Annotated in this window: 14 protein-coding genes and 1 pseudogene; 2 read left to right on the forward strand and 13 right to left on the reverse strand. The window is 39.2% G+C overall.

Annotated elements, in window-relative coordinates:
- Positions 1-161: 161 nt before the first annotated feature.
- The 9 genes from KQI58_RS20715 to KQI58_RS20770 form a co-directional block, all read right to left on the reverse strand.
- Positions 162-470 (reverse strand): DUF2089 family protein, encoded by a 309-nt coding sequence (locus tag KQI58_RS20715; RefSeq protein ID WP_216410848.1) that lies wholly within the window; start codon positions 468-470, stop codon positions 162-164.
- 25 nt (positions 471-495) lie between these two features.
- Positions 496-7,395 (reverse strand): Spy0128 family protein, encoded by a 6,900-nt coding sequence (locus tag KQI58_RS22895; protein ID WP_253296067.1) that lies wholly within the window; start codon positions 7,393-7,395, stop codon positions 496-498.
- Between the two features lie 15 nt (positions 7,396-7,410).
- Positions 7,411-7,914 carry a hypothetical protein gene (locus KQI58_RS20740; protein WP_216410849.1) on the reverse strand — a complete coding sequence of 168 codons (504 nt, stop codon included), beginning with the start codon at positions 7,912-7,914 and terminating at the stop codon, positions 7,411-7,413.
- A complete protein-coding gene (locus KQI58_RS20745) occupies positions 7,907-9,346 on the reverse strand; it encodes a helix-turn-helix domain-containing protein (RefSeq protein WP_216410850.1) in 1,440 nt (479 codons plus the stop codon). The genes KQI58_RS20740 and KQI58_RS20745 overlap by 8 nt, the downstream gene beginning before the upstream one ends.
- 849 nt (positions 9,347-10,195) lie before the next feature.
- Entirely contained in the window at positions 10,196-10,555 is a 360-nt protein-coding gene (locus tag KQI58_RS20750; RefSeq protein ID WP_216410851.1) for a hypothetical protein, read from the reverse strand.
- A 118-nt stretch (positions 10,556-10,673) separates the two neighbouring features.
- On the reverse strand, positions 10,674-11,336 hold the full coding sequence (locus KQI58_RS20755; RefSeq protein WP_016179706.1) for a TetR/AcrR family transcriptional regulator: 663 nt from the start codon (positions 11,334-11,336) through the stop codon (positions 10,674-10,676).
- Between the two features lie 92 nt (positions 11,337-11,428).
- Positions 11,429-12,253: a peptide-methionine (S)-S-oxide reductase MsrA gene (gene msrA / locus KQI58_RS20760; RefSeq protein WP_216410852.1), complete on the reverse strand. Its 825-nt coding sequence runs from the start codon at positions 12,251-12,253 to the stop codon at positions 11,429-11,431.
- A 131-nt stretch (positions 12,254-12,384) separates the two neighbouring features.
- The gene (locus tag KQI58_RS20765; protein WP_216410853.1) at positions 12,385-14,484 is read right to left on the reverse strand and encodes an FtsX-like permease family protein; all 2,100 of its coding nucleotides are present in this window, start codon (positions 14,482-14,484) and stop codon (positions 12,385-12,387) included.
- Positions 14,465-15,226 carry an ABC transporter ATP-binding protein gene (locus tag KQI58_RS20770; protein WP_216410854.1) on the reverse strand — a complete coding sequence of 254 codons (762 nt, stop codon included), beginning with the start codon at positions 15,224-15,226 and terminating at the stop codon, positions 14,465-14,467. Before KQI58_RS20770 ends, KQI58_RS20765 begins: the two co-directional genes overlap by 20 nt.
- A 141-nt stretch (positions 15,227-15,367) precedes the next feature.
- Here KQI58_RS20770 and KQI58_RS20775 point away from each other — a divergent pair, with 141 nt between their 5' ends.
- Together KQI58_RS20775 and KQI58_RS20780 are read left to right on the forward strand one after the other, a co-directional pair.
- Positions 15,368-16,063: a LytR/AlgR family response regulator transcription factor gene (locus tag KQI58_RS20775; protein ID WP_216410855.1), complete on the forward strand. Its 696-nt coding sequence runs from the start codon at positions 15,368-15,370 to the stop codon at positions 16,061-16,063.
- An 8-nt stretch (positions 16,064-16,071) separates the two neighbouring features.
- The gene (locus tag KQI58_RS20780) at positions 16,072-17,328 is read left to right on the forward strand and encodes a sensor histidine kinase (RefSeq protein WP_216410856.1); all 1,257 of its coding nucleotides are present in this window, start codon (positions 16,072-16,074) and stop codon (positions 17,326-17,328) included.
- Between the two features lie 49 nt (positions 17,329-17,377).
- Here the strand turns inward: KQI58_RS20780 and KQI58_RS20785 are convergent, their stop codons facing one another.
- From KQI58_RS20785 to KQI58_RS20800, 4 genes and pseudogenes are all read right to left on the reverse strand, one after another.
- Positions 17,378-18,349 (reverse strand): diaminopimelate dehydrogenase, encoded by a 972-nt coding sequence (locus tag KQI58_RS20785; RefSeq protein WP_216410857.1) that lies wholly within the window; start codon positions 18,347-18,349, stop codon positions 17,378-17,380.
- Positions 18,350-18,464: 115 nt separating this feature from the next.
- Positions 18,465-19,493, reverse strand: coding sequence for an NAD-dependent epimerase/dehydratase family protein (locus tag KQI58_RS20790; protein ID WP_216410858.1), 1,029 nt, complete (start codon positions 19,491-19,493; stop codon positions 18,465-18,467).
- Positions 19,494-19,592: 99 nt separating this feature from the next.
- The gene (locus KQI58_RS20795) at positions 19,593-21,365 is read right to left on the reverse strand and encodes an oleate hydratase (RefSeq protein ID WP_216410859.1); all 1,773 of its coding nucleotides are present in this window, start codon (positions 21,363-21,365) and stop codon (positions 19,593-19,595) included.
- 252 nt (positions 21,366-21,617) lie between these two features.
- A pseudogene (locus KQI58_RS20800) lies at positions 21,618-22,097 on the reverse strand (hypothetical protein); the annotation flags it as partial.

Consider the following 22,097-nt stretch of genomic DNA (forward strand, 5'->3'; position numbering starts at 1 on the left):
TATTGGGTTTCATCTCTCTAGTTTAATAGGAAAAAGACCAGATGAAAAGCGGTCAAAAGATTGATGTATCAATCCTTTGACCGCTTAAAATGTTATACTTCCTTTAATGTTAAAAAAACTTTGGATCACTTCATTTACTGAAATGATCCAAAGTTTTCGTGTTACTCAACAATCAGACAATTCAATGATCTACCGTACTCTTGTACAACGGTATCCGCAATGTCTTGATCAATTTTTCCTTCTTTTTCTAATTGCTGAATCAGTTGAATGATCTTGTCATTTTCTTTGCGTTCGCTGATTCGGATTTTTTGAATCAATTTATCCAGTTGCTTTCTTAGCGTTGGATAGCTAGTAGAGTAGATATTAGACAGCTTTTTAATCGATCCAGAGGAAAGGACAAAGAATTTAATAAATTCCAGCTCCTCTTCATTTAGTTCCGAAATCCAACTTGGTTCTGCGTTAGTTTTCATGACTCCCTCTTTTCTGCTTGATAAACTAAACATTTTTTCTTTTTCCAAATACAACTAGGCCAAACATCGCTAAGAAGAACAGACCTAAAATAACTAAGCCCTTGCTTTGAATACTTCCTGTTGACGGCAATCGTTTTGCGACTGTTGTACTCTTTCCAGTAGCATTTCGATACGTCGTTTGAACATTGGTGGTTTTATTGCTAGAATTGCTGGTCTCAGGTAGCGTGAGAGGATCATTTTCTTGATTGATCTCTTTTTTGCTTGGCTGATTATTTTTCACTGAGAATTTTATTGGCGTTTCATCGATCAGGTAGCCATCTGGGGCTTTGGTTTCGATGATTTGATACTCACCATCCGTCAATCCTTTAATGAAAATCGACCCGTCTTCCCCAGTAACAATTTTTTCTTTTCCAGCTACAACCTGTCCTTTGTCATCTACCAACTTGAATTCAGCGTTGGCTAATGTTCGACCTGTTTTACTGTCGATTTTCTTTAATAAAATCTCGCCAGTTGGCACTTTCTTTTCAGGTGTATACAGATTTTTAAAGACTGGCAGCTCACCGGCTTTAACATTTTCGTAAGTGGCTGTAGCTTCCAACATTCCAGCCTTGTCTTCTACTTTGACGCTTACTTTATATTGCGTATCGTCGTAAGTGATACCCATTTCTTTGTCTGTTGGAATCGACTCTGAGATTGTATACTCGTAGGTTCCGGCTTGGTCATAAGTGATTTCATCAAAGATTACTTTGCCATCGGCAGCATTTTTCTTCGTTTGGTCAACGTTATCACCTTTTAGGTTGAAGCTGAATTCGTCAGCTTTTAGTGAACGACCATCTAATTCTTTCTTCGCTTCCAACTGGATACTTCCTGGTAGTGCTTTGTACACATTTTTGAAGGTTGGAACTTCGCCGGCTTTCAGGCTTTCGTAATCTACTTTTGCTTTTAGTTTTCCAGCTTCTTCCACGACAGTTACAGTTACTTTATAAACTGCTTCATCATAAGTCAGACCCGTTTCTTTGTCCGCTGGAATCATTTCTGAAATAGTGTACTCATAGATTCCTGCTTGGTCATAATCAATTTGATCGAATAGGACTTTGCCATCTGCATCATTGTTCTTAGTTTGATCGACAGTGTCACCTTTTAGATTGAAGCTGAATTCATCGGCCTTCAGTGGACGACCGCTTAATTCCTTCTTCGCTTCTAACTGAATACTTCCTGGCAATGCTTTGTAGGTATTTTTGAAGGTTGGAACTTCGCCGGTTTCATAAACGGCGGTTGCTTCTAATTTTCCAGCCTTTTCTTCTACTGTCACTGTAACTTCATACTGCGTATTATCGTAAGTGATTCCGATTTCTGGGGTTGCTGGGGTTGCTTCCGAGATTGTATATTTGTATGTTCCAGCTTTGTCGTAACTGATTTGATCGAAGGTTACTTTACCGTCTTTATCATTTTTCTTCGTCTGGTCGACATTGTCACCTTTTAGGTTAAAGCTGAAATCGTCGGCTTTTAGCGGGCGGCCGCTCAGCTCCTTCTTCGCTTCCAACTGAATGGTTCCTGGCAAGGCTTTGTAGGTATTTTTGAAGGTTGGAATTTCGTTTGCTTGAAGGCTCTCGTAGACTGCCGTTGCCATCATTTGGCCAGCTTTTTCTTCTACTGTTACGATTACTTTATATTTCGTATCATCGTAAGTGACACCTGTTTCTTTAGCTGCTGGAATTTTTTCAGAGATCGTGTATTCATACGTTCCAGCTTTGTCATACGTGATGGCATCGAATAATACTTTGCCGTCTTTATCATTTTTCTTCGTTTGTTCAACACCATCAACACTTTTTAGAGTGAAGCTGAATTCTTCGGCTGCCAATGGACGGCCGCTTAATTCTTTCTTCGCTTCCAACTGAATGCTTCCTGGTAGTGCTTTGTACGTATTCTTGAAGACAGGTACTTCGCCAGTTTTGACGTTTTCATATTCTACTGTCGCTTCCAGCTTGCCTGATTTTTCTTCTACTGTAGCTTTTACTTTGTATGTTGCTTTGTCGTAAGTTACTCCAGTTTCTGGTGTGATTGGGACAACTTCGGAGATCGTATATTCGTACGTTCCAGCTTTGTCATACGTAATGGCATCAAATAATACTTTGCCGTCTTTATCATTTTTCTTCGTTTGTTCAACACCATCAACACTTTCTAGAGTGAAGCTGAATTCTTCGGCTGCCAATGGACGTCCGCTTAGTTCTTTCTTCGCCTCTAATTGAAGCGTTCCTGGCAAGGCTTTATACGTATTTTTGAAGGTTGGAACTTCGCCGGCCTTCACCTTCTCGTATACCGCTGTTGCTTCCAGCTTATTATTTTTTTCTTCCACTGTGACAGTTACTTCATACTGTGTAGTATCGTAAGTGATTCCGATTTCTGGGGTTGCTGGGGTTACTTCAGAAATCGTGTATTTATATGTTCCAGCCTTGTCGAAACTAATTTGATCAAAGGTTACGTTACCATCTTTATCATTCTTCTTCGTTTGATCGACTCCGCCATCACCTTTCAACGTGAAGCTGAATTCATCCGCTGCCAATGGACGTCCACTTAGTTCTTTCTTCGCCTCTAATTGAATCGTTCCTGGTAGTGCTTTGTACGTATTTTTAAAGGTTGGAACTTCGCCTACAGTAACATCTTTGTATGTTGCTGTTGCTTCTAGCTTATTATCTTTTTCTACTACTTCAACTGTTACTTCATATTTCTTGGCGTCATAAGTCATTCCAGTTTCTGGCGTTGCCGGGACAACTTCTGAGATTGTGTACTCATACGTTCCAGCTTTGTCATACGTGATGGCATCGAATAATACTTTGCCGTCTTTATCATTTTTCTTCGTTTGATCAACACCGCCGTCACCTTTCAACGTGAAGCTGAACTCGTCTGCTTTTAGTGGGCGACCACTTAATTCTTTCTTCGCTTCTAATTGAACCGTTCCCGGTAGTGCTTTATAAGTATTCTTGAACGTTGGGACTTCGCCGGCTTTGATATTTTCGTAAACGGCTGTTGCCTCTAATTTCCCAGCCTTTTCTTCTACTGTGACCGTTACTTTATATTTCGTATCATCGTAAGTGACACCTGTTTCTTTCTCTGTTGGTATTGCTTCTGAAATTGTATATTCATAGATTCCTGCCTGGTCATAAGTGATCTCATCAAAGATAACTTTTCCATCAGCAGCGTTTTTCTTCGTTTGGTCAACGCCGCCGTCACCTTTCAACGTGAAGCTGAATTCGTCTGCTTTCAATGGGCGACCATCTAGTTCTTTCTTCGCTTCTAGCTCTAATTTCGTACTTAACTTATCAGGAATCTTTCTATTTTCAAGCGTGAATACATAATTAATTTGTTCACTAGAAATAGTAAATTCGTGCTTATTCTCGTTTTTCACGTAACCTTCAGGTGCCTTGCTTTCAACAATTACATATGTTCCATAGCGCAATCTAGAAAGTTGGTCAATTTCGACACCATTTTCAATAATCTTATCCCCTTTTACTTCAATATCCGACATCATTAGAGTAAGATTTCCTTCTTTGTCTTTGCGATAAAGATCAAAAAAAGCCGATTTAGTTTTAATCAATTCTTTATTTTCATCTAGCTTCTTAAATTTTAAAGAACCATTTTTTCCGCTTGAGGTTCCTTCGCCATTTGTTGATTTGACTATAACTTCTTTTGAGGTTTCATGAATACTGACATCTTTACCAAAAAGAGTCGCACTATTACTAACTTTTTCATGATTCTTTATATCAGGATCTAACATCGTTTGGTACTCTACAATATAAGGCGAGTTGATGGAGTCTCCTAATTTTATTGTTAATTTCTGCGTTCCTTCAGCAGAATCAGTTGTGACAAATGGTTGATTCCCTTCATCAAAAACGATAGCTTCTCCATCTTTTTCAAAACCACCTTGTCCATCACTTTTTGCTTTATAGACTTTAACGACGACATTTTTATCCTCATCATAAACAAATGTCTGGTCAGCCATATTAACAGTATCTTCAACAAGTGGTTGAATAACCTTGTGTCCATCTTTGTTTAGAATAACCGTCCAATTAATCAAACGATAATCCTTATCTGTTCCTTGGGTTCCATCTTTGTCGATCCATGCAGTTTTTTCACTTTTTTCAACCATCCCCTCAACAACTAGAGGTTTATTATTTGGAATAGTCATTGTTGCTACATTCTTATATTTATATACTTCTTCTGAAGCAGCTGCTGAAACAAATATCGAAAAAGGATTTGTTTTATCTTTTAGAAGTTTTATTTCTGGTACATCACCGTCATAAACAACCTCATAATCCTCACCTTTGACCCATTTTGCACCTAAACTACCTACTTCTACCTTTGTCGCTGCGAGTTCTACGTCGTAAATAACGATATCACGCAATGTTTCCCCTTCGCCTAGAGCTTCACGGATTATTGTATTGGCGGGTATTTTAGTTTTCCATGTGTTAAATACTGCTGACCAATATACGCTATCTTCTGGAGCCTTCGTTTCATCGAAAGGATTTGTATGTGTGAATTTTGTCGTAAGGTCGGCATTTTCTGCTGCATAAACACCATACTTAACGCCATTGTAAGAAAGCTTTGAATCTCCCCAAAAAGCGACGTCGTCACCGTCCGTATGATTTTTTCCATCTTCTCCAGTATATGAAACTATCACACTATTATCGAAACGTAAGCTTGCTGCCCCATTGGGATTCTTCTCTTGTTCATCAATAAAATATTTTGCCTTATACTTCAAGACAATTTTTTCAGATGTTTCTGCAAAGTTTCCAATTAGTTTAATACGAAAGCCAGTTTTGAAGTTGGCATCACCATCTAATTTTTCTAATTGGTAATCTATTCCTAAATCAAGCTCTGGTTTTGAATCAGAGCTAAGTTTTAGTGTATCTTCAAGCAGTTGCAAAGCGCTAGGGTAACCGCCATTCAAACTATCAAATCGATCTGTAATAATCACATTTTTCATAAGGAGCTTATTAGAGTTTATCGTTATCTTATACTCAACTGTAGAATCTGTATTATTCTTATTATAAGCTTCCTTAAGCACACCTAGTTTTCCATTTACTTTGACTGTTTCACCGCCAGTAAGTTCTTCTTTTGACTCCCCATCAATGACCGTTCCAAAATTAGCTACTCCTGTTCCGGGCCGCATTGGTTTTTCAAAAGCTTCAGTCGAGTATTTGATGGTATAAATACCTTTTTTCTTGAAGTTCAACGTAAAATGAACATATTTTCCTTCTTTTTTAGCGTAATCCTTAGAATCAGCGTCAGCAAATTCCCAATCCTCATCCGGAATTTTATTCCCGCTTTCGTCAAAAACTTGTATACTTCCCTCTTTTAAGTGATGTGTAGCAGTATTAGGATCGTAGGTTTTCACATACATCCAATCTTTAAATATTCCGCTTTCCTGAGTGAAGGTAGCTTTCACTTCCCAATTTAAAATACCTGAGTCTAAGTCATAATCATTCAGTTTTTTATAATTATCTTTTTGATTAAATGAAACCGTCGCCTCTGAAGAATTCGGTAGGAAGTTGTCACCAGATATTTCTACCTTGTTCAGAAACTCAGTTTTATCTTTGTCGGCAATCGTCATTTTAAGTTCGATCTTTATAGGTACTGTCAATTCACCTGATGGGAAAGAATATTCATAAGTTGAACTAGATGTTTGTCTTACGTGTATGAATCCTTCAGGTGCCGTTTCCCAGTTTCCGCTTTCGTTTTGGATATAATAATTGGTATACCAAACTTTTAAGCCTTCAGGGAGATATTCTTTGATGATGGCATTTTTCAATGTTAAGCGATTCTTATTTGCTACAATTGACCAAATCACTGTATTTTCAGCATTGATGACACCTGATTTTTGAATATCTGCCTTTGCAATCGGTAAAGTAATGGTGATAACCTCTCCATCTTCATCCTTTATTCCAGTAACAATTTCAATTTTTTCAACATCTGTCGTCACCTTTAATTCTGTTTCTAATTTGATAGTGCCTTCACGTACACTCAGATTGGTGCCTTCACCGTTGAAAATGACCGTTAATTTTCCTGTTTCATCTAATGTAAACCGACCAAGCTGAACTCCTGTTGTTTCATCTTTCAACGGCTCATCTATTGCATTGTAAACTGAGAAATAGTCAGGTAGCTGGTAAGTATAGGTATCCCCATCTAAAATTTCTACATCGTCATCTAGTGACCAATCAAAATTAATTCTAATATCCGCATCTTTTACTGCTGGATTGGCTTCTGTAAATTCATTGCCAGCTAAATCAGTAATTTTTATACTCGTGAATAATTTTTCAAGACGTTCATTTAAGTTTGGATTATGAGCTCTTGTTTGAGTCTTTTGTTTCCCTTCTATCTGTTCTAGCGGATCAGCAGCAGGATCGACTTTTTTATCATAATAAATCGTCGAAACAAGATTATATCCAAAATCAACCTGCTCTGTCTCTAGTTCTTCTGCTGTTGTTTCAGCAGTTAATTCCAGAAGACCTTCATAAAATTTTGCGCTGGTGAATTCTGGTGCTCGTCCGTCTTCCGTTTCTTCGTAATTTTTAGCAAGCTGAAATAGCAGTTGTTGATTTCTTACTTGGTAATTTCCCATTCCATCGGCTAAACTGCCTGATTGATCTGGAAAATTTAGATTTGCTGGCAAGTTGACTGTTACGATTGTATTCTCTTTAATTAGTGTGGCCTTCGCTAATGACCAGTTTAATTTAGCTTTTATGGTATCTTTTTGCTTCACTTGATTATCTTCGGTAATTTCCTGGTCGTCTGTATCTGTAAGTACCGCTTGACTAATTACCACACCAGCGGCTTCAGTGGTTTCCGCAAAGATTGACATTGGAAAAATCCCCACCATCATCCCAACTATTGCAGATAATGACCATATTTTTTTTAATCGATTCATCTGTTTTCATCCCCTTTAAAACGTAATATATTCTTCTCGATTGATTTCTGTCATTTTGGTACCGTACATGATTGTTCCGGACATATTTGCCAACATCCGGACAAGTTCTCGTTCGCCAGTTTTATCATCTGGCAACTCTGTAAATGGTAACGCACTGATCTTTTGTTCAATGGCTTCCAAAGCAGCCGTTTTCTTCCTATTTGATGACTCTTCAGTCACTTGTTTCTTTGTTTGGGGAAGAGTTTTTCTGTCTTTAGATTTCATTGTTGTTTGCTTTTTTGGATCATTTTTTTTCGACTGATCCGGTGGACGGGCCTCATTAACAGTTTCATCGCCTCCTTGTAGTTGATCATTCGAAATAATCAAGGTATTCCCAGACTCAGTCAGGTCGAATCCAAGTATTGCTTGTTCTTCTTTTACGTGAATAATCAATTTCTCGCTGCTATACAAAATCGGCGCATTCGACTGATAGAACATTAATGATGGAAGTGCAAGTGCGATCAATAAATTTCTATTCATAGGCTCCTCCTTTAACCGTTAATAATAGATGTCCAAACTCGGACCAATCTTCTGGTGTCGGTGGACGTTTCCAAATCATTTGATGGCAAGGAAGCGTCTCAATCAAAAAATCAGATAAATAAATTTGCGTCTTTGTACTTAATTTTTCTTCATAACAAATATTCATGCTCTGCAAGGAGCTCAGCATCGTTTGAATGTAGTCGTTGTAGCTGTTGCCGTGAGAAAAATCGATACAAATAAAGACAGGGTCCTCTAGCTCGTCGACGGATATTTGTGTGATCATGAAAAATAAATAGTCATAATACAGCTTGTTCCGTTCCTGATCCGAATGAAAAATCCCTCTATGAGCGACTTTCTCAATAAAATCTTGGATCAGCTCATCCAGTTTAGGATTAATTTCTTGAAAGTAGCGACGTTGGATTTTTGTCACAAAAGTCGATTCGCGAAAATGATAGACCAGCCATCTTCGATTGATCCTCAACAACCCAGCGACCAATTCCTTGTCTTCTTTTAATTGATTAATCTCAAATCGTGAGTAGCTGGCTAAGTACTGCAAAAATTCATCGACTAAATTCTCCGCCATTCGCATCTCTTTGCCCTCGAGGATCGTCGTTTCTAGTGGCAAATCAATCTCCATCAGCTGACAAAATAGTAATAAGGCAGCAATTTCTCGTCGTTTTTCTGTACTCGTCAATGAAAAATGACTATCCAACCATCTATCCAGATATTCTGTCGCATCATTTTCTACATATTCCAGATATTCTCGATCCATCAGATGGGCTTTGCTCATGCGTACCAAAGCAATACTTATGAAAAATTGCAGCTTATGCTCTTTTGTTTTAGGCAATGAAAGATTTAAATAATGTTCCAAATAGCGAAAGAGTTCCTTTGCTTGATGTTGTGTCGTATCATCGAATGGGCTGGCTAATCCATTAAAAATTTCGTAATACAGACTAAACAAAAAATTTCGGAGCGTGTCCTCTTCTCCGATCAGTTGATTCTTCTTTAGCTGAAATCCTTCTTCCACGAGTTGATCTTTCAATCGTTTATATAAGCGATAGGTACTCGAGCGACTCACATGGAGCTCTTCGATCTGCTTATCAAGACTGGTTTCATTGGTCACATAGCCGTGGAATATTTTATAAGTAAGACTTCGCTCAACTAAATACAGGCGCATTTTCTTAACAATCGCATGTGTCAGTTGCTGAACCTCAATCTCCCCTGTTTCAAGCAACTCAATCGTGGCATCATAGTGATTTTCTTTCAGCTCATCCTGAAGCTCCTGCAGATATTTTTCTAATTTATAGCGAGAAATCTCTAAAATATCTCCGAGTTGATCAACTGAACAATAGGCATTTTTATTTAATTCCAAATACTGAAGTAGATACCATTTATAACGGTCATCATCCATCAACAAATCGTTCGCTTGCATTTCTCGCTCCCTTCTCAACTGGATTAATAATTGATTAATTTCATTTAATTATATTACCCAGCTAAGCACATTTTAATTAGCTAAATGATTTATTTGTCCTTATATTTTTTATTCCAAGAAAAAAAAAGAGATTTACAATATGCAAATCGCTTTAAACATATATTTTTATATTAACATATAATTAATTAATGTTAATAAATCAATAGACTTTTTTTGGTTTTTCGTAAATTTTATTAATTTTGTGTCCTTATTTAGTTTCCCTATTCATATCCTTATTATCAGATGGAAAAATACTCAATTATTACGTATTTCATTCTTTATATCCAGAAATTTTATAATATAAACATTTTCTTTTTTTATCTAAAACGGTGTGAAGAGAAATTTGGATAAGCATAATCCTCACTTTTAATAACAATACTCATCATAGAAAATTGATCTCTTTGACTCAGTTTAGAAAAAAGAGCTGATCCAAAAGTCTTTTAAACTTTCAGATCAGCTCCTATTCAGAAATAAACGACATCTAATGATTAGATGAATGTTCGATCTTTTCAATTAATACTAATACTACACTTAGGCAAACTCCTTGAACAAACGATAAGAATATATCCAATTGGCTAACCTACTTTTTTTCTTGCTGAAACCGGATGATAGCAACAACCCGACTAACGTTAAAACTAACAACACTTTAAATATTCACTCTCCTCTTTGCCTATTCACAAATATACGCAACAATTGATGGTTATTTTCAAATTGAACGTATTGTTTCGAAATGACAATTTATTGGATGAGCAAAGCAGAGATTCATAAAAATCGGAAAGTATTGTTTCTACTTTTCTAGCAGTACCTCTTTTAGATCATTCGTTTGGCAATAGCCATATACTTTTTCAACAGGGTGCCGCAAACAATAGATAAAGCCACAAAGATCAAACCAACGATAAAGCCAACCAACACCTGCGGAAATCCGGTCAACTGAACAAACAGTACATTGAATGGAATATGCAGGATACCAAAAAGATTCATCATGGCAACTGCCGGTAAACCAATCCCGATGATGCCGAAAGCTCCGGTTAGCACAGATAGGATTGGTAAAATAAACATCCCTGAAAAGATTACTGTGATCCCTCCGCCGATTCGTTCGAACATTGTTCTTTCTTTTTGATTCTCACCATTTACACCGTAGACATTGCTTTTATTCATTTTTTGTTCCATTTTAAAACACTCCTTTTTCTCTTTTTTATTTGCTTTATTTATTGAAGTAACATTCATTATATAAATACCTAACGACGGTATGTATAACTTTTAAATAAAACTGCCTAGAAGGCAGAAATTAATTTTTTTGATTGTACATCTTGCGAAATTTCTCAAGCCGCTTGACTGCATCCTTATCGAAAATCTCAATGCCCATTTTACCCATCATTTCTTGAAAGAGGGCAAAACGGTTGGTTACGCTACTTGGATCTTCATCATGAACCAATGGAATCAACCAGATATTTATCAGTAACAGAATCATCTCCGCCAGCTCTTTAGGATAATCGGTCTTGATCGAGCCATCCGCGATTCCTTCTTCAATGATCGGCTGAACAAAGTGCGGCACCGATTCGGTATAGATTCCCTCGATTTGCATCGCCAGCATCTGAGGATTTTTTAGAAAGTCAGGTGCCATTTGAAACATGTCATCCTGGCGGGGACTTTCTAACGCTGTCGTAAACAGCGCCTGCAGCTTTTGCAATCCGGTCATACTTGAATCTTTCTCAAGCAGTCGCAGGTGATCTAACTCGTTGTCATTATTTTGGTAAAGCTTATTCATCACACCATCGAGGATATCTTCTTTTGATTTGAAGTGGTGGTAAATCGCTCCTTTTGATAAACCGCCGAGATGATTGACGATATCTTGAATTGACGTATGTTCATAGCCTTTTTCTAAAAACAGTTGCATCGAAACATCCAAAATTTTATTTACTGTTTCTTCCGGGTATTTATTCCGAGCCATCTTGGCATCTCCTATTCATACATTCGGTTGGTATGTATATAATATAATCCCTTCCTAGAGGAATGTCAATACTTTAAAAAAATTCTTTTGCTTTATTTGCTTCGCAGGAATCCTGTTCGCAATTTCCCTTTTACATGCTGATACGTCAGAAATTGCTGGCGCGCACGTTTAATGGCCTTATAGCGCTTCGGCTGCTTTTTGTAGAATTCCTGATGATAATTTTCCGCCGGCCAAAACGTGCGGGCTTCTTCTACTTCAACAATGATCGGTTTCTTATAGACACCTGACTCGATTACTGTCAGTTTCTTTTTCTCGGCAATTTCGCGTTGTTCTTCGTTCAAGACAAAAATAATCGGACGATATTGAACGCCTCGATCTTGAAATTGGCCAAATGCATCGGTGGGATCAATGATTTGCCAATAAAGCTCCATCAGCTCTTGATAGCTGACGATTCGCGTGTCAAAAATAATCTCGACCGCTTCAACGTGACCCGTATAGCCGCCACTGACCTGATCGTAGCTAGGGTGATCGGTCGTCCCGCCAGTATACCCTGATAAAACCGAGACAATTCCCGGATGTGTCTCGAAAGGCTCCACCATACACCAGAAACAGCCCCCCGCAAAAATCGCTCGTTCTTGATAAGCTGGATCATCAATTTCATGCTTTTCTGTTTTTATTTCACTAGAATCCTCCCCCGTGAGCTCCTGATAAAAATCCGTCACGTCTGGAGTCAAATTATTCCGAAGGGCTAACGGTCGCAAATCAGCTTCCAGCTTCGCAACTTGATCTTTGAAGCTTGCGTCAGCTTCTAAACCATCTTTGGCCGTTGTTAACAAATACCGTTCCCATTCGCGCGTATTGGGATTTAAGATCAGATTATAAATTTTTTCTAGAACTTCTTCTTGGGTCAATTTCATGACGCCCACCTCTATCTGGTTGCTTTAGTGCCTGAAATTTACCACAAAAAAGCAGAATAATCGAATAGTTGGATTGAGATATAAAAAGAAGACTTACCAAATTTGATAAGTCTACTTGTGGTTGATAGGAACTAGATATTCAAAATCCCTTTAATTTTACGAAAAGATACCCCATAGATAATCACCTGATAGAGAACAACCAGAACCAGCAGCACACTATCCATCATCAAGGCGTTCATTTCATTATTAGTAAATTGACCGTCATTTGATGTAAACACCAGCAAGGTAAAACCGTAAATCAAACTGGCTGCTAAAATGGTCGGTAAAATAAAGAGTTTATTTAACTGACTAAGCACACACTTGCGAATGTAGTGATTATTCGCGCCTAAACGTTTCAAATCTTCAAACAGTTGTTGATTAGATAAGCCGATCGTGATACTGCGCGTATAAGAAATCACCCCGACTGCAGCTAAACAAATGATTGCTACAAAAATGAAGACTAAAAAGTAAACAGCCACATTTTGGAAAAATGTATTTTCCACTAACACTTTCATCGCCGGATAATACTTCCAGCTATCCATTAAATCGCGGTTGTCGGGAGAAAGTTTGATTTTACGATCATATCCATAAGGCTGATTATTCGCTTTAGCTTTTGACGATTGATAGGCATCATACGAGTTAGCCACCGCCATTTTAGGAGAGGCTTTTTCGATGAAGACCTTATAAACATCTTGCGCAAATGGATAAGAAGCGTTCAAGTTCGCAACATTAAAAAGAATCTGCTTCGTCTGATTTTCTTGAGTCAGATTGGCTTTCATCTTTTGATAATCTTGATCGTTCAAAACATAGCGGCGACTGCCTTGACTAACTAGCTGCTGACAACGAACAATCCCCTTGAAGGATACCGAAAAGACTTCTTTTGTGACTGGGTTCGTGACTCTATCCATATCATCGTCTTTTTCAAAAAAGGTCTCAGCTTCTTCTTGGCCTTTCACTCGATAGTACTGACCTTGAGGAACGGTTAAATTATTTTTAGTTGCACGATTAAAGGTCGTCACATCAATAAAATCGGCTAAACGATGGTCCTCCATATATTCTTCCATTAGTTTTCCATCATCGGTCCAATCACGTTCCACACCGCTGGCGATCAGTTCTGAAAAGATGATTTCTTGGTAGTCCTTGATTTTTACATCGTGTTTATTTGCCAAACGGTAAAGTTCTTGACGATCTATCTCCTCTTCAGCATTATTATAATGCAGTTCGTAATCCACGGGACTATTTAGCAGCGCATTTGTAGCACTTGCTAATTGTGGCGGATAGAAACAAGCAAATAAACTAGCCGTTAGTAACAATGCAATAATACTCATATTGCGGACTGTTTGACGCCCTTGAAATTTCATCATGTTAGAACCGATTAAATCATTGTAGTATTTCTGCGGGTTTCTTCCCCGTTTGCTCTTCATGATAGCGTAGATCATGATGCGATAAATTCCAACCAATGAAAACAGGTAGGTAACATTCCAAAGACCCGGCAATAATATTCCCATTGTACTTGATACGATTCTTGGCACCACAAATCCTACAACTATCCCTACAATTAATAATACAACTCCTGATATCCCATACTTCGTAGTCACCGGCCGTAAGGGTTCATTTTTATGCTCATGATACAAAATTTCCATCATATCCGTTCGCTGTACAAAACGGTAAAGCTGAAACAGTACGGGAACCATCGAGACAAGACCGAAAATCAGACCAATTGCAATGCCGGTAATGGACAAGCCTAAGGACATATCGCCAAGATTAGACAACACCATTTGGAAAATCTGCCAAATCAGGAAAGCTAAACCAATCCCAAGAACACCGCCGGCAATAATACACCCGATCATTAATTGCAGCATTTCAATCGTCAGCTTTTGTGACAGATATTTTTTCTTTGCCCCTAAAGCTAAAAATACGCCAGTCTCGCGGCTTTTAAATTTCAGGAACAAGCTGGCCGCATACATGATAAAGATCAAACAGCCAATAATCGCAATCGCAAAAATCATCATCACCTGCTTGCGGCTATCGCCACCGACAGGCAGGGTTTGCTGAACGATCGTGCTGTACAGCATTACCGCATAAGAAGTGATCAGCAACACCGAAAACGTCATACAGAAGATGAATTGCAGATAATTTCGCTGATTGTATTTCCGCAGTTTTTTTAATAAATCAGACATGGATAGCTTCATCAGGATTCCCCTCCAATTCTTTTAAAACATGAAGCAATTCATCAAAGAATTGTTGTCGTGTCCCTGTTCGTACCAGCTCTGTAAAAATATTGCCATCCTTCATGACTAAAACGCGGTCACAATAGCTGGCTGAGAAGGTATCGTGAGTCACCATGAAAATCGTCGCGCCTAATGATCGTTTGGCTTCAATGAAGGCTTCGATCACGGTATCCCGCGATTTACTATCTAAGTTTCCGGTCGGTTCGTCCGCTAATAAAATCAATGGATCATTCATTAACGCTCTCGCTACCGCCGTCCGCTGCTTTTGTCCGCCCGAGATTTCCACCGGATATTTATTGGCAATCGAATCAATCCCAAACAATTTAAGTAACTTGGTAACTTTTTGCTCCATTGGACGATACGGTGCTTGTGTGATGACTTTTGGGACACAGACATTTTCAAAGATCGTTAAGCCATCTAACAACATGAAGTCTTGGAACACAAAGCCTAATTTCTTGTTCCGAACTTCCGCCATCGCTTCTTCATTAAGATTGGCTAATAAGGTATCGTCTAAACGAATCTCGCCTTTTTCATATGGAATAAAGCAAGAAATGCAATTCAAAAGTGTGGTTTTCCCGCTTCCTGACGGTCCCATCACTGCGACAAACTCACTTTCATCAACGGTAAAGGACACATCCTTCAATACATCATACTGAACCCCGCCAGTATTAAAACTTTTGTATAAATGCTCGACTGTTAACATTTTTTCTCCCCCTTGTTTTCTATACCCTTATTTTAGGAGAAATAGGAGACGTTACCCATGAGGCATCATGTAATCTTTGACCGATTTATTGTCATTTTCGGTGATATATTAATGCTATAATGAGGAAAAAGGAGGGAGAAAATGCTGAAAGTTGTTTGTTGTGATGATGAAAAAGAAATGCGTAAAGCATTGACCAAAACAATCGAACCAGAGTTTCAATTACTTGGTGTCGATTATCAGCTTAGTGAATTTGCTTCGGGGGAAGAACTACTAAGCAGTAATCGGCTGGAAACAGTCGATCTTCTTTTTTTAGATATTGAAATGAAAACCTTGGATGGGATCGAAACGGCCAAGCAAATACGAAAAATCAATCAACACGCGGTCATCGTTTTTATCACAGCCTTTGCTGATTTTGTTTTTCAAGGCTATGAGGTTCGGGCCTTGAATTATTTACTAAAGCCCTATGATGGAAAAAAAATCATTGATGTTTTACACAAAGCTTTAGATGAATTGGAGATGACGCAACAAAAATACTTTGTCATCGAACAAAAGTCCGGCAGTACTAGAGTGGCGCTGAAGGATATCTGCTACTTCACTAGTGATCGGCGGCTAGTAACCGTCGTGACCACAGAGGATACCAACTCTTTCTATGGAAAACTTAGTGACTTAGAGCTGCCAGAGTGCTTTCTTCGGATTCATAACCGCTACATCGTCAATTTGAACTACGTGGAACAGGTAGAAACCGCGTCTCTCTCTTGTAATCAGGAGCAATTACCCATCAGTCGGAAATATCGTCAATCCCTTATGGTCAGTTTTGCTAGAAATATGTTGAGGTAGGTGAACCGATGAATGCCCTTTTTGATTTTATCAACCAGTTATTTGGACTATTTGGCACCTATTTTCTTTATCAGCTAGTCAAACAGTTCGTAACAGTCAAAGAAAACCGCTTGTTTAAGCTGTTTTTTCTTTTCGCATTGTTTTGTATGATCGCCCTACCGGTTTTTCCAAATGATATCAACGTAGCGATAATTTTCTTGGTTTTTCTAGGGTCAAATGTATTCTTTCTACAAGGCCCCTTCATTCACAAATTTTCTTTGACGATGATTTTATTTCCCTTTATCATCGCACTCAATTTTTTGATGGAAGATATCGGGTTAAGACTTTGGGTGGCTGGCGGAGAAGAGTTAGCTTTAGATTTATTATTGCATGGGACGATGCACTTCATCTGCGGCCTTACTTGGTTCGTGATGTATCAAGGCTTTCGCTCTGCTATTCCTTTTTCAAAAACACAGATCACCATGAAATTATGGGTGATCATTGATTTGATTTGTTTGACTCCTTTGGTAGCGATGAGCAGTTTTGTGATCTTTACTCCGTCTGATACTCGGATGGTCTACCCCGCTGCTTTTGCTTGTATTTTGACCAGCATTTGTAGTTTGTATATGACGGGATACATCGCCCAGAGCTTTCGTTATAAACTAGAGAATCAAAACCTGCAGCTGCAAGGAGAGTATTATCAGGAACTTGAGAGGAATCAAAAACAGCTGCGCAAGGTTCACCACGATATGAATAATCATTTTGGAGTGCTCCTCAATTTTATGCGTGAAAATCAACCTGAGCAAGCAGAGGAATACCTGGGTAACTTGACCCAGCAGCATGTGCTCGTTACTCGTGATTTTTGTAAAAATACCACTGTTAATGCCGTCTTGAATGCGAAGTATCAGTCAATGCAAGACTGTCAGATCCATTGCTCGATGCAGTTGGATATCGACACGATGATCACCATCGATGATATCAGTTTGTGTTCGTTGTTTGGCAATACCTTAGATAATGCGATCGAAGCAGCTAAACAAGCCCCGAAAAAAGAAATTACACTGAAGGCCAGATATTATAACGGTTTTTTCAGCTACGAGATTAGCAATACGAAAAATCATCACATTAAGAAAAGCGGATCACGCTTCTTTACCACCAAAAAGCAACCACAGGATCACGGAATCGGATTGCAGTCTGTCCGTTCGATCGTCGAAAGCTATAATGGAAACTTGGATATTAACTATGATGAGGACCGGTTCTCCTTGGTGGTGCTAATCAGCGACATATAAAAAAGCGAAGTGACCTAGCTGGCTAGGGATCACTTCGCTTTTATACTGCCTATAGTAATTCTTTTCTTAATGTCGCGTCATCGATTGGAGACAAATATTTTGGCGCAATGTCTAATACTGTAAAGGCGCCGAATTGTTTTTCTTTTGCCAAACGTACACACGCTCTGGCATAAGCAACCAGCACGCTGGCAGTGAATTCAGGATTGCTTTCTAATTGCAGATTGTATTCAATCACTTGTTTCGTTTCTTCATGAGTTGTGCCTGTCCGCAGCACCGTACCGCCGTGCGGCATTGCATGATGATCGCGTTTCAATTCTTCAGCTGAAATAAAATGAACGATTGTATCATATTCATCGAAATAATTCGGCATCGTGACGATTTCTTCCTTGATCGCCTCAGCATCTGCCCCCGCCTCTAAAACAACAAAGCATTCGCGTAAATGTTTGTCTCGTGTCGTCAATTCCATTTTTTCGCCAGCTTTTAGCTTCTCGATCACTTCGCTTTTCGGAATCGTATATTGGATCGCATCCGCAATCCCTTCAATTCTTCTCAAAGCATCCGAATGTCCTTGGCTCACGCCCTTGCCCCAAAAAGTATAGGTCTCCCCTTCTGGCAAAATACTTTGAGCATATAGTCGATTCAAGCTAAACAAGCCTGGGTCCCAACCGGTGGAAATAATCGAAACAGTTTGATTCTCTTTTGCTGTTTGATCAACATTTGCAAAATGCTCAGGAATCTTCGCGTGGGTATCAAAACTATCAATCGTATTAAAGTTTTTTGTGATTGCTGGTGTTTGGACGGGTAAATCCGTTGCAGAGCCCCCACATAAAATACACACATCAATGGTTCCCTTCTGTGCGTCTAGCTCATCTAGTACATAGGTAGGTGCGCCCTCTGTCTGAACAGTTTCGGGATTTCTTCTTGTAAAGACGCCGACTAACTCCATATCCGCATTTTGCTTTAACGCCCGTTCCACTCCGCGTCCCAAATTTCCATATCCAACAATTGCTACTTTGATCATTCGTTGTCCCCCTCAGTGTATTTATTAGAATTATACTATAAATCAAGCAGCAACATTAGAAAAAATCTCATAACCTAAAAAGACCAAGAAACATTTTTGTCTCCTGGTCATCGAATTAAATCAGCTCGTATTTAATTAAGCTATCAACTGCGGCTAATACTGCTTCCTCTTTTGTTCCCATTGGTGTCCAGCCTAAAATAGTTTTAGCCTTTGCATTGCTGATATTACGATTCATCTCAGCCATGAATTGACCTTCTTTCGCCGTAGCATTAAAGTGCGAGGCTGCTTTTAAGAGCCAATCTGGCATCGTTCTTTTCGAGATTGTCTCAGATAATTGTGGGCGTTCTTTTCGCAGCAACTCTGCGATTTCAGGCATTGAGATCATTCCATCCGTTGAAGCAATAAACCGTTGCCCTGCAGCTTCTGGCGTTATCATCGCCCGAATGTGTAAATCAACAACGTCTCTGACATCGACTACATTTAATTGAATATTCGGGATGACTTTCATTGAGCCACTGGCAATTCCCTTCAGTAAATCAAAACTACCAGAAACATGACTGTCCAATGAGGGACCGAAAATTGCGACTGGATTAATTGTCGCAAATTCCAAGCCCGTACCTTCTGTCTCAATATACTGCCAAGCCGCTTTTTCAGCTAATAATTTTGATTTTTCATAAGCAGATAGCCCTTTAGCCTGTTCATCTGTCCAGTCTTTTTCCGTTGTCACTGACTGCCAATCTTTATTGGTAAACCCCACTGCTCCAAAATTCGAAGTCATCACGACCCGTTTGACCTTTGTTCGATTAGCGGCTTTTAAGATTCGGATGATTCCTTCAATTGCTGGCCGAATCACTTCCGTCTCGTCTTTAGGAATTTCAAAAAAGACAGGTGATGCCACACTCAATACGTAATCGCGATCCTCCATCGCTTCTTCCCAATGATCATCTTTCGATAAATCTGCTTCAATAAACGAAAGCCGATCAATCGTTGAAACGCCATTTTCTCGCAAGGTAGTAATCACCTTATCTTTGCTTTTTAATGAGCGCACTGTCGTCCGAACATCATAGCCTTTGTTTAATAATTGTAAGAGCATTTGCATACCTAAAAAACCTGTTCCGCCTGTTACTAATACCTTGTCTGTCATCTTGAAGACCTCCATCAATTTTTCCCTACTTTAAACCCTGAACCATAGTTTAGGGCAAGTAATATATAAAAAAAGCGGGAGAAATTTCTCCCACTTCTCTTACAGCAAGTGATTATCCTTCAAAACATCGCCAATATAGGTATGTTCCACTTTCTTGACAAAATGCTCCAGCACTTTCTTTTCAACGAATGGCAGGTCCATCTCAGAAAGCTTCTTGCGATCGCTTAAGTAATAAACCGAAGTGGCTAAGGTCCGAAGATCATAAGCGGAGGCGAATACCTCTGGCACACCGCGTTCGATATCTAAGAATGAATAAACAGCTTCCATCGCTGTTCGAACAGAATACTCTGTCGTAAAGACGGTATCGCGGTCGGTCTCGGCGAAGTTCCCGATAAAGGCCAGATTTTCTGAGCCGTTTGGAATGACTAACGGACGATCGCCAGGCTCACGTAGCATAAAGTACGAAGTGATGAACGGCATATAAACAGGAACTACGACACAAGATTCTTCAGAGAATTTCTTGATGTCATCTTCTGGAACCCCTAGATGATACATCAATTCTTGAACGATTTCTTGCCCGCTGCATTGTTCGATCGGTTTTTTGATGTAATTTCCAGGTGTATTAGATAATAAACCATAAACCCAAGTAACTGTCTGTTGATCGCTTTGCTCTTTGAAATGCGGTTGACGATGAGTCGCAAAGCTCATCAACCAATTCGAATCCTTGATGGTGATAATTCCGCCCGTTACTACTTTTCCAGTCCGTAATTTACGTTGAGTCAAGCGTGAAATATACGGTTCAATGTCAAAGTTTTCCCACGTAACAGTTGCAGAAACGAACCAGCTTTCGTCTGGCAAATTGTCGCAAAAGACCTCCGGATGACCAAATTCCTCAGATTGCTTCGCTAGATTCTTCCACAAATTCCAACTGCCGCCAAGCTCATGAGTGATTGGTGCTGGTGTATGATGATCTCCTTCTGTCGAGCTTTCCGTGATTGAGCCGTTCGTAACGAAAACTAAATCATTTTCTGTTAAGCCAATCTCTTCAGCTTTGCCTGAACGCGTCAATAAAATTTTCTTCGCCACTTTTTTGTCAGGAGTCGCTTCAACTTCGATATTGTTGATCTTCGTTTCATATTGGAAATCTACCCCATGATCATTCAAAAATGATAATAGTGGTTTTACCAACGATTCATATTGATTGTAGCGAGTAAATTTCAATGCTGTAAAATCTGGCAAGCCTTTAATATGATGAATAAAACGCATCACGTAACGACGCATTTCGATCGCTGAATGCCATTTTTCAAAGGCAAACATTGAACACCAGTACAACCAGAAGTTCGATGCAAAAAATTCTTCTCCGAAAACATCTTCGATTTTTTTACCAATCAGTTGATCTTCTGAAGTCATGAAAAGCTCGACCAATTCTTTTTGCGCTTTTTTCGACAACGTAAAGTCACCATCGTCTTCCGCGCGTTCTCCGCGATTATGGATGATGCGACAATTTGATGAGTTGGGATCATCATGATCCAACCAATAAAACTCATCTAAAACAGAAGCATCTTCTACCTCTAATGATGGCACTGAGCGGAACAAATCCCATAAACATTCAAAGTGATTTTCCATTTCACGACCGCCCCGTGTCACAAAACCGTCATGGGGAATAAATTTCCCATCTAATGAACCACCAGACAAAGAAAGCTCTTCAAAAACATGGATGTGTTCACCCTTCATTTGACCATCTCGGATCAGAAAAACAGCCGCAGCTAAGCCTGCTAGACCCGCCCCTACAATATAGGCACTCTTGTCATCCACGCCTGCCGGTTTTCTTGGTCTGGCAAAGGCTTCATAATTTCCATTCGTATGTCTCATGATGTTTCCCCCTTCAATTTGTTACCCTCAGCTTACCAATAGCAAAAAACAAATGAAAATAAGACGCTTCCAAATCACCAAAAAGTTAGACTATTTTGCTGATTTGTCTAAAAAAAAGGGTATTTTTTTTAAATAAATTTGAGCTCGCCAAATAAGCCACGTGACTTATTTTTGTCCGTCGCTTAAAGAGCAATATGAATAGTTCTTTTAGTTTTAAACTCGCCAAATAATCCCCTTGATTAAACAAGAGTACTATTTTCTTTTGTTCCTTTTTCGGTTCTTACTCCGCCCCAAGGCTCTATCCTCTACTTTCTTCTTCTTTTTACCGTCTCGGTTGTTCTGAATCTGTTCTTCACTTTTACCAAAACGTTTATAAGACGTATCCGGTTGCTGCAGCCGTTCTTTGGCTTTATTCCCAGTGGCTTTTTTCTTTGGTGTAACATTCGGTGACGGACCATTGGACGTGTTGGTATTTCTCGGCGGACTCGTAGGGATTGATTGGTTGTTCTTTTGGGTAGTATTTTTATTTGTAGAAGTGTTGTTACTTGCAGCAATATTCTTCGGCTCTTCTTGTGGCAAAGTAGCCGCTACAGGTGCAGATGACTGCTTTTTAGCAGTCGCAGCTATCGCTTTTTTCGGAGTTTTTTCTTTTTCTGGGGATTGTTCGGCAGCGCTTGGTTCAGTTTCCTCTGCTGGTGTTTTGGTTTTTTGACGGGAATTATGGGCAGTCGC

This window comes from Enterococcus raffinosus (assembly GCF_018917525.1).
Lineage (GTDB): Bacteria > Bacillota > Bacilli > Lactobacillales > Enterococcaceae > Enterococcus_A > Enterococcus_A raffinosus_A.

What these genes read in the sequence shown, in the direction of transcription:
- msrA (WP_216410852.1), bottom strand. Translation starts at nt 12,253, where the DNA reads ATGAAATTGACCCAAGAAGAAGTTCTAGAAAAAATTTATAATCTGATC.
- KQI58_RS20755 (WP_016179706.1), bottom strand. Translation starts at nt 11,336, where the DNA reads ATGGCTCGGAATAAATACCCGGAAGAAACAGTAAATAAAATTTTGGAT.
- KQI58_RS20745 (WP_216410850.1), bottom strand. Translation starts at nt 9,346, where the DNA reads ATGCAAGCGAACGATTTGTTGATGGATGATGACCGTTATAAATGGTAT.
- KQI58_RS22895 (WP_253296067.1), bottom strand. Translation starts at nt 7,395, where the DNA reads ATGAATCGATTAAAAAAAATATGGTCATTATCTGCAATAGTTGGGATG.
- KQI58_RS20790 (WP_216410858.1), bottom strand. Translation starts at nt 19,493, where the DNA reads ATGACAGACAAGGTATTAGTAACAGGCGGAACAGGTTTTTTAGGTATG.
- KQI58_RS20775 (WP_216410855.1), top strand. Translation starts at nt 15,368, where the DNA reads ATGCTGAAAGTTGTTTGTTGTGATGATGAAAAAGAAATGCGTAAAGCA.
- KQI58_RS20795 (WP_216410859.1), bottom strand. Translation starts at nt 21,365, where the DNA reads ATGAGACATACGAATGGAAATTATGAAGCCTTTGCCAGACCAAGAAAA.
- KQI58_RS20740 (WP_216410849.1), bottom strand. Translation starts at nt 7,914, where the DNA reads ATGAATAGAAATTTATTGATCGCACTTGCACTTCCATCATTAATGTTC.
- KQI58_RS20765 (WP_216410853.1), bottom strand. Translation starts at nt 14,484, where the DNA reads ATGAAGCTATCCATGTCTGATTTATTAAAAAAACTGCGGAAATACAAT.
- KQI58_RS20770 (WP_216410854.1), bottom strand. Translation starts at nt 15,226, where the DNA reads ATGTTAACAGTCGAGCATTTATACAAAAGTTTTAATACTGGCGGGGTT.
- KQI58_RS20785 (WP_216410857.1), bottom strand. Translation starts at nt 18,349, where the DNA reads ATGATCAAAGTAGCAATTGTTGGATATGGAAATTTGGGACGCGGAGTG.
- KQI58_RS20715 (WP_216410848.1), bottom strand. Translation starts at nt 470, where the DNA reads ATGAAAACTAACGCAGAACCAAGTTGGATTTCGGAACTAAATGAAGAG.
- KQI58_RS20750 (WP_216410851.1), bottom strand. Translation starts at nt 10,555, where the DNA reads ATGGAACAAAAAATGAATAAAAGCAATGTCTACGGTGTAAATGGTGAG.
- KQI58_RS20780 (WP_216410856.1), top strand. Translation starts at nt 16,072, where the DNA reads ATGAATGCCCTTTTTGATTTTATCAACCAGTTATTTGGACTATTTGGC.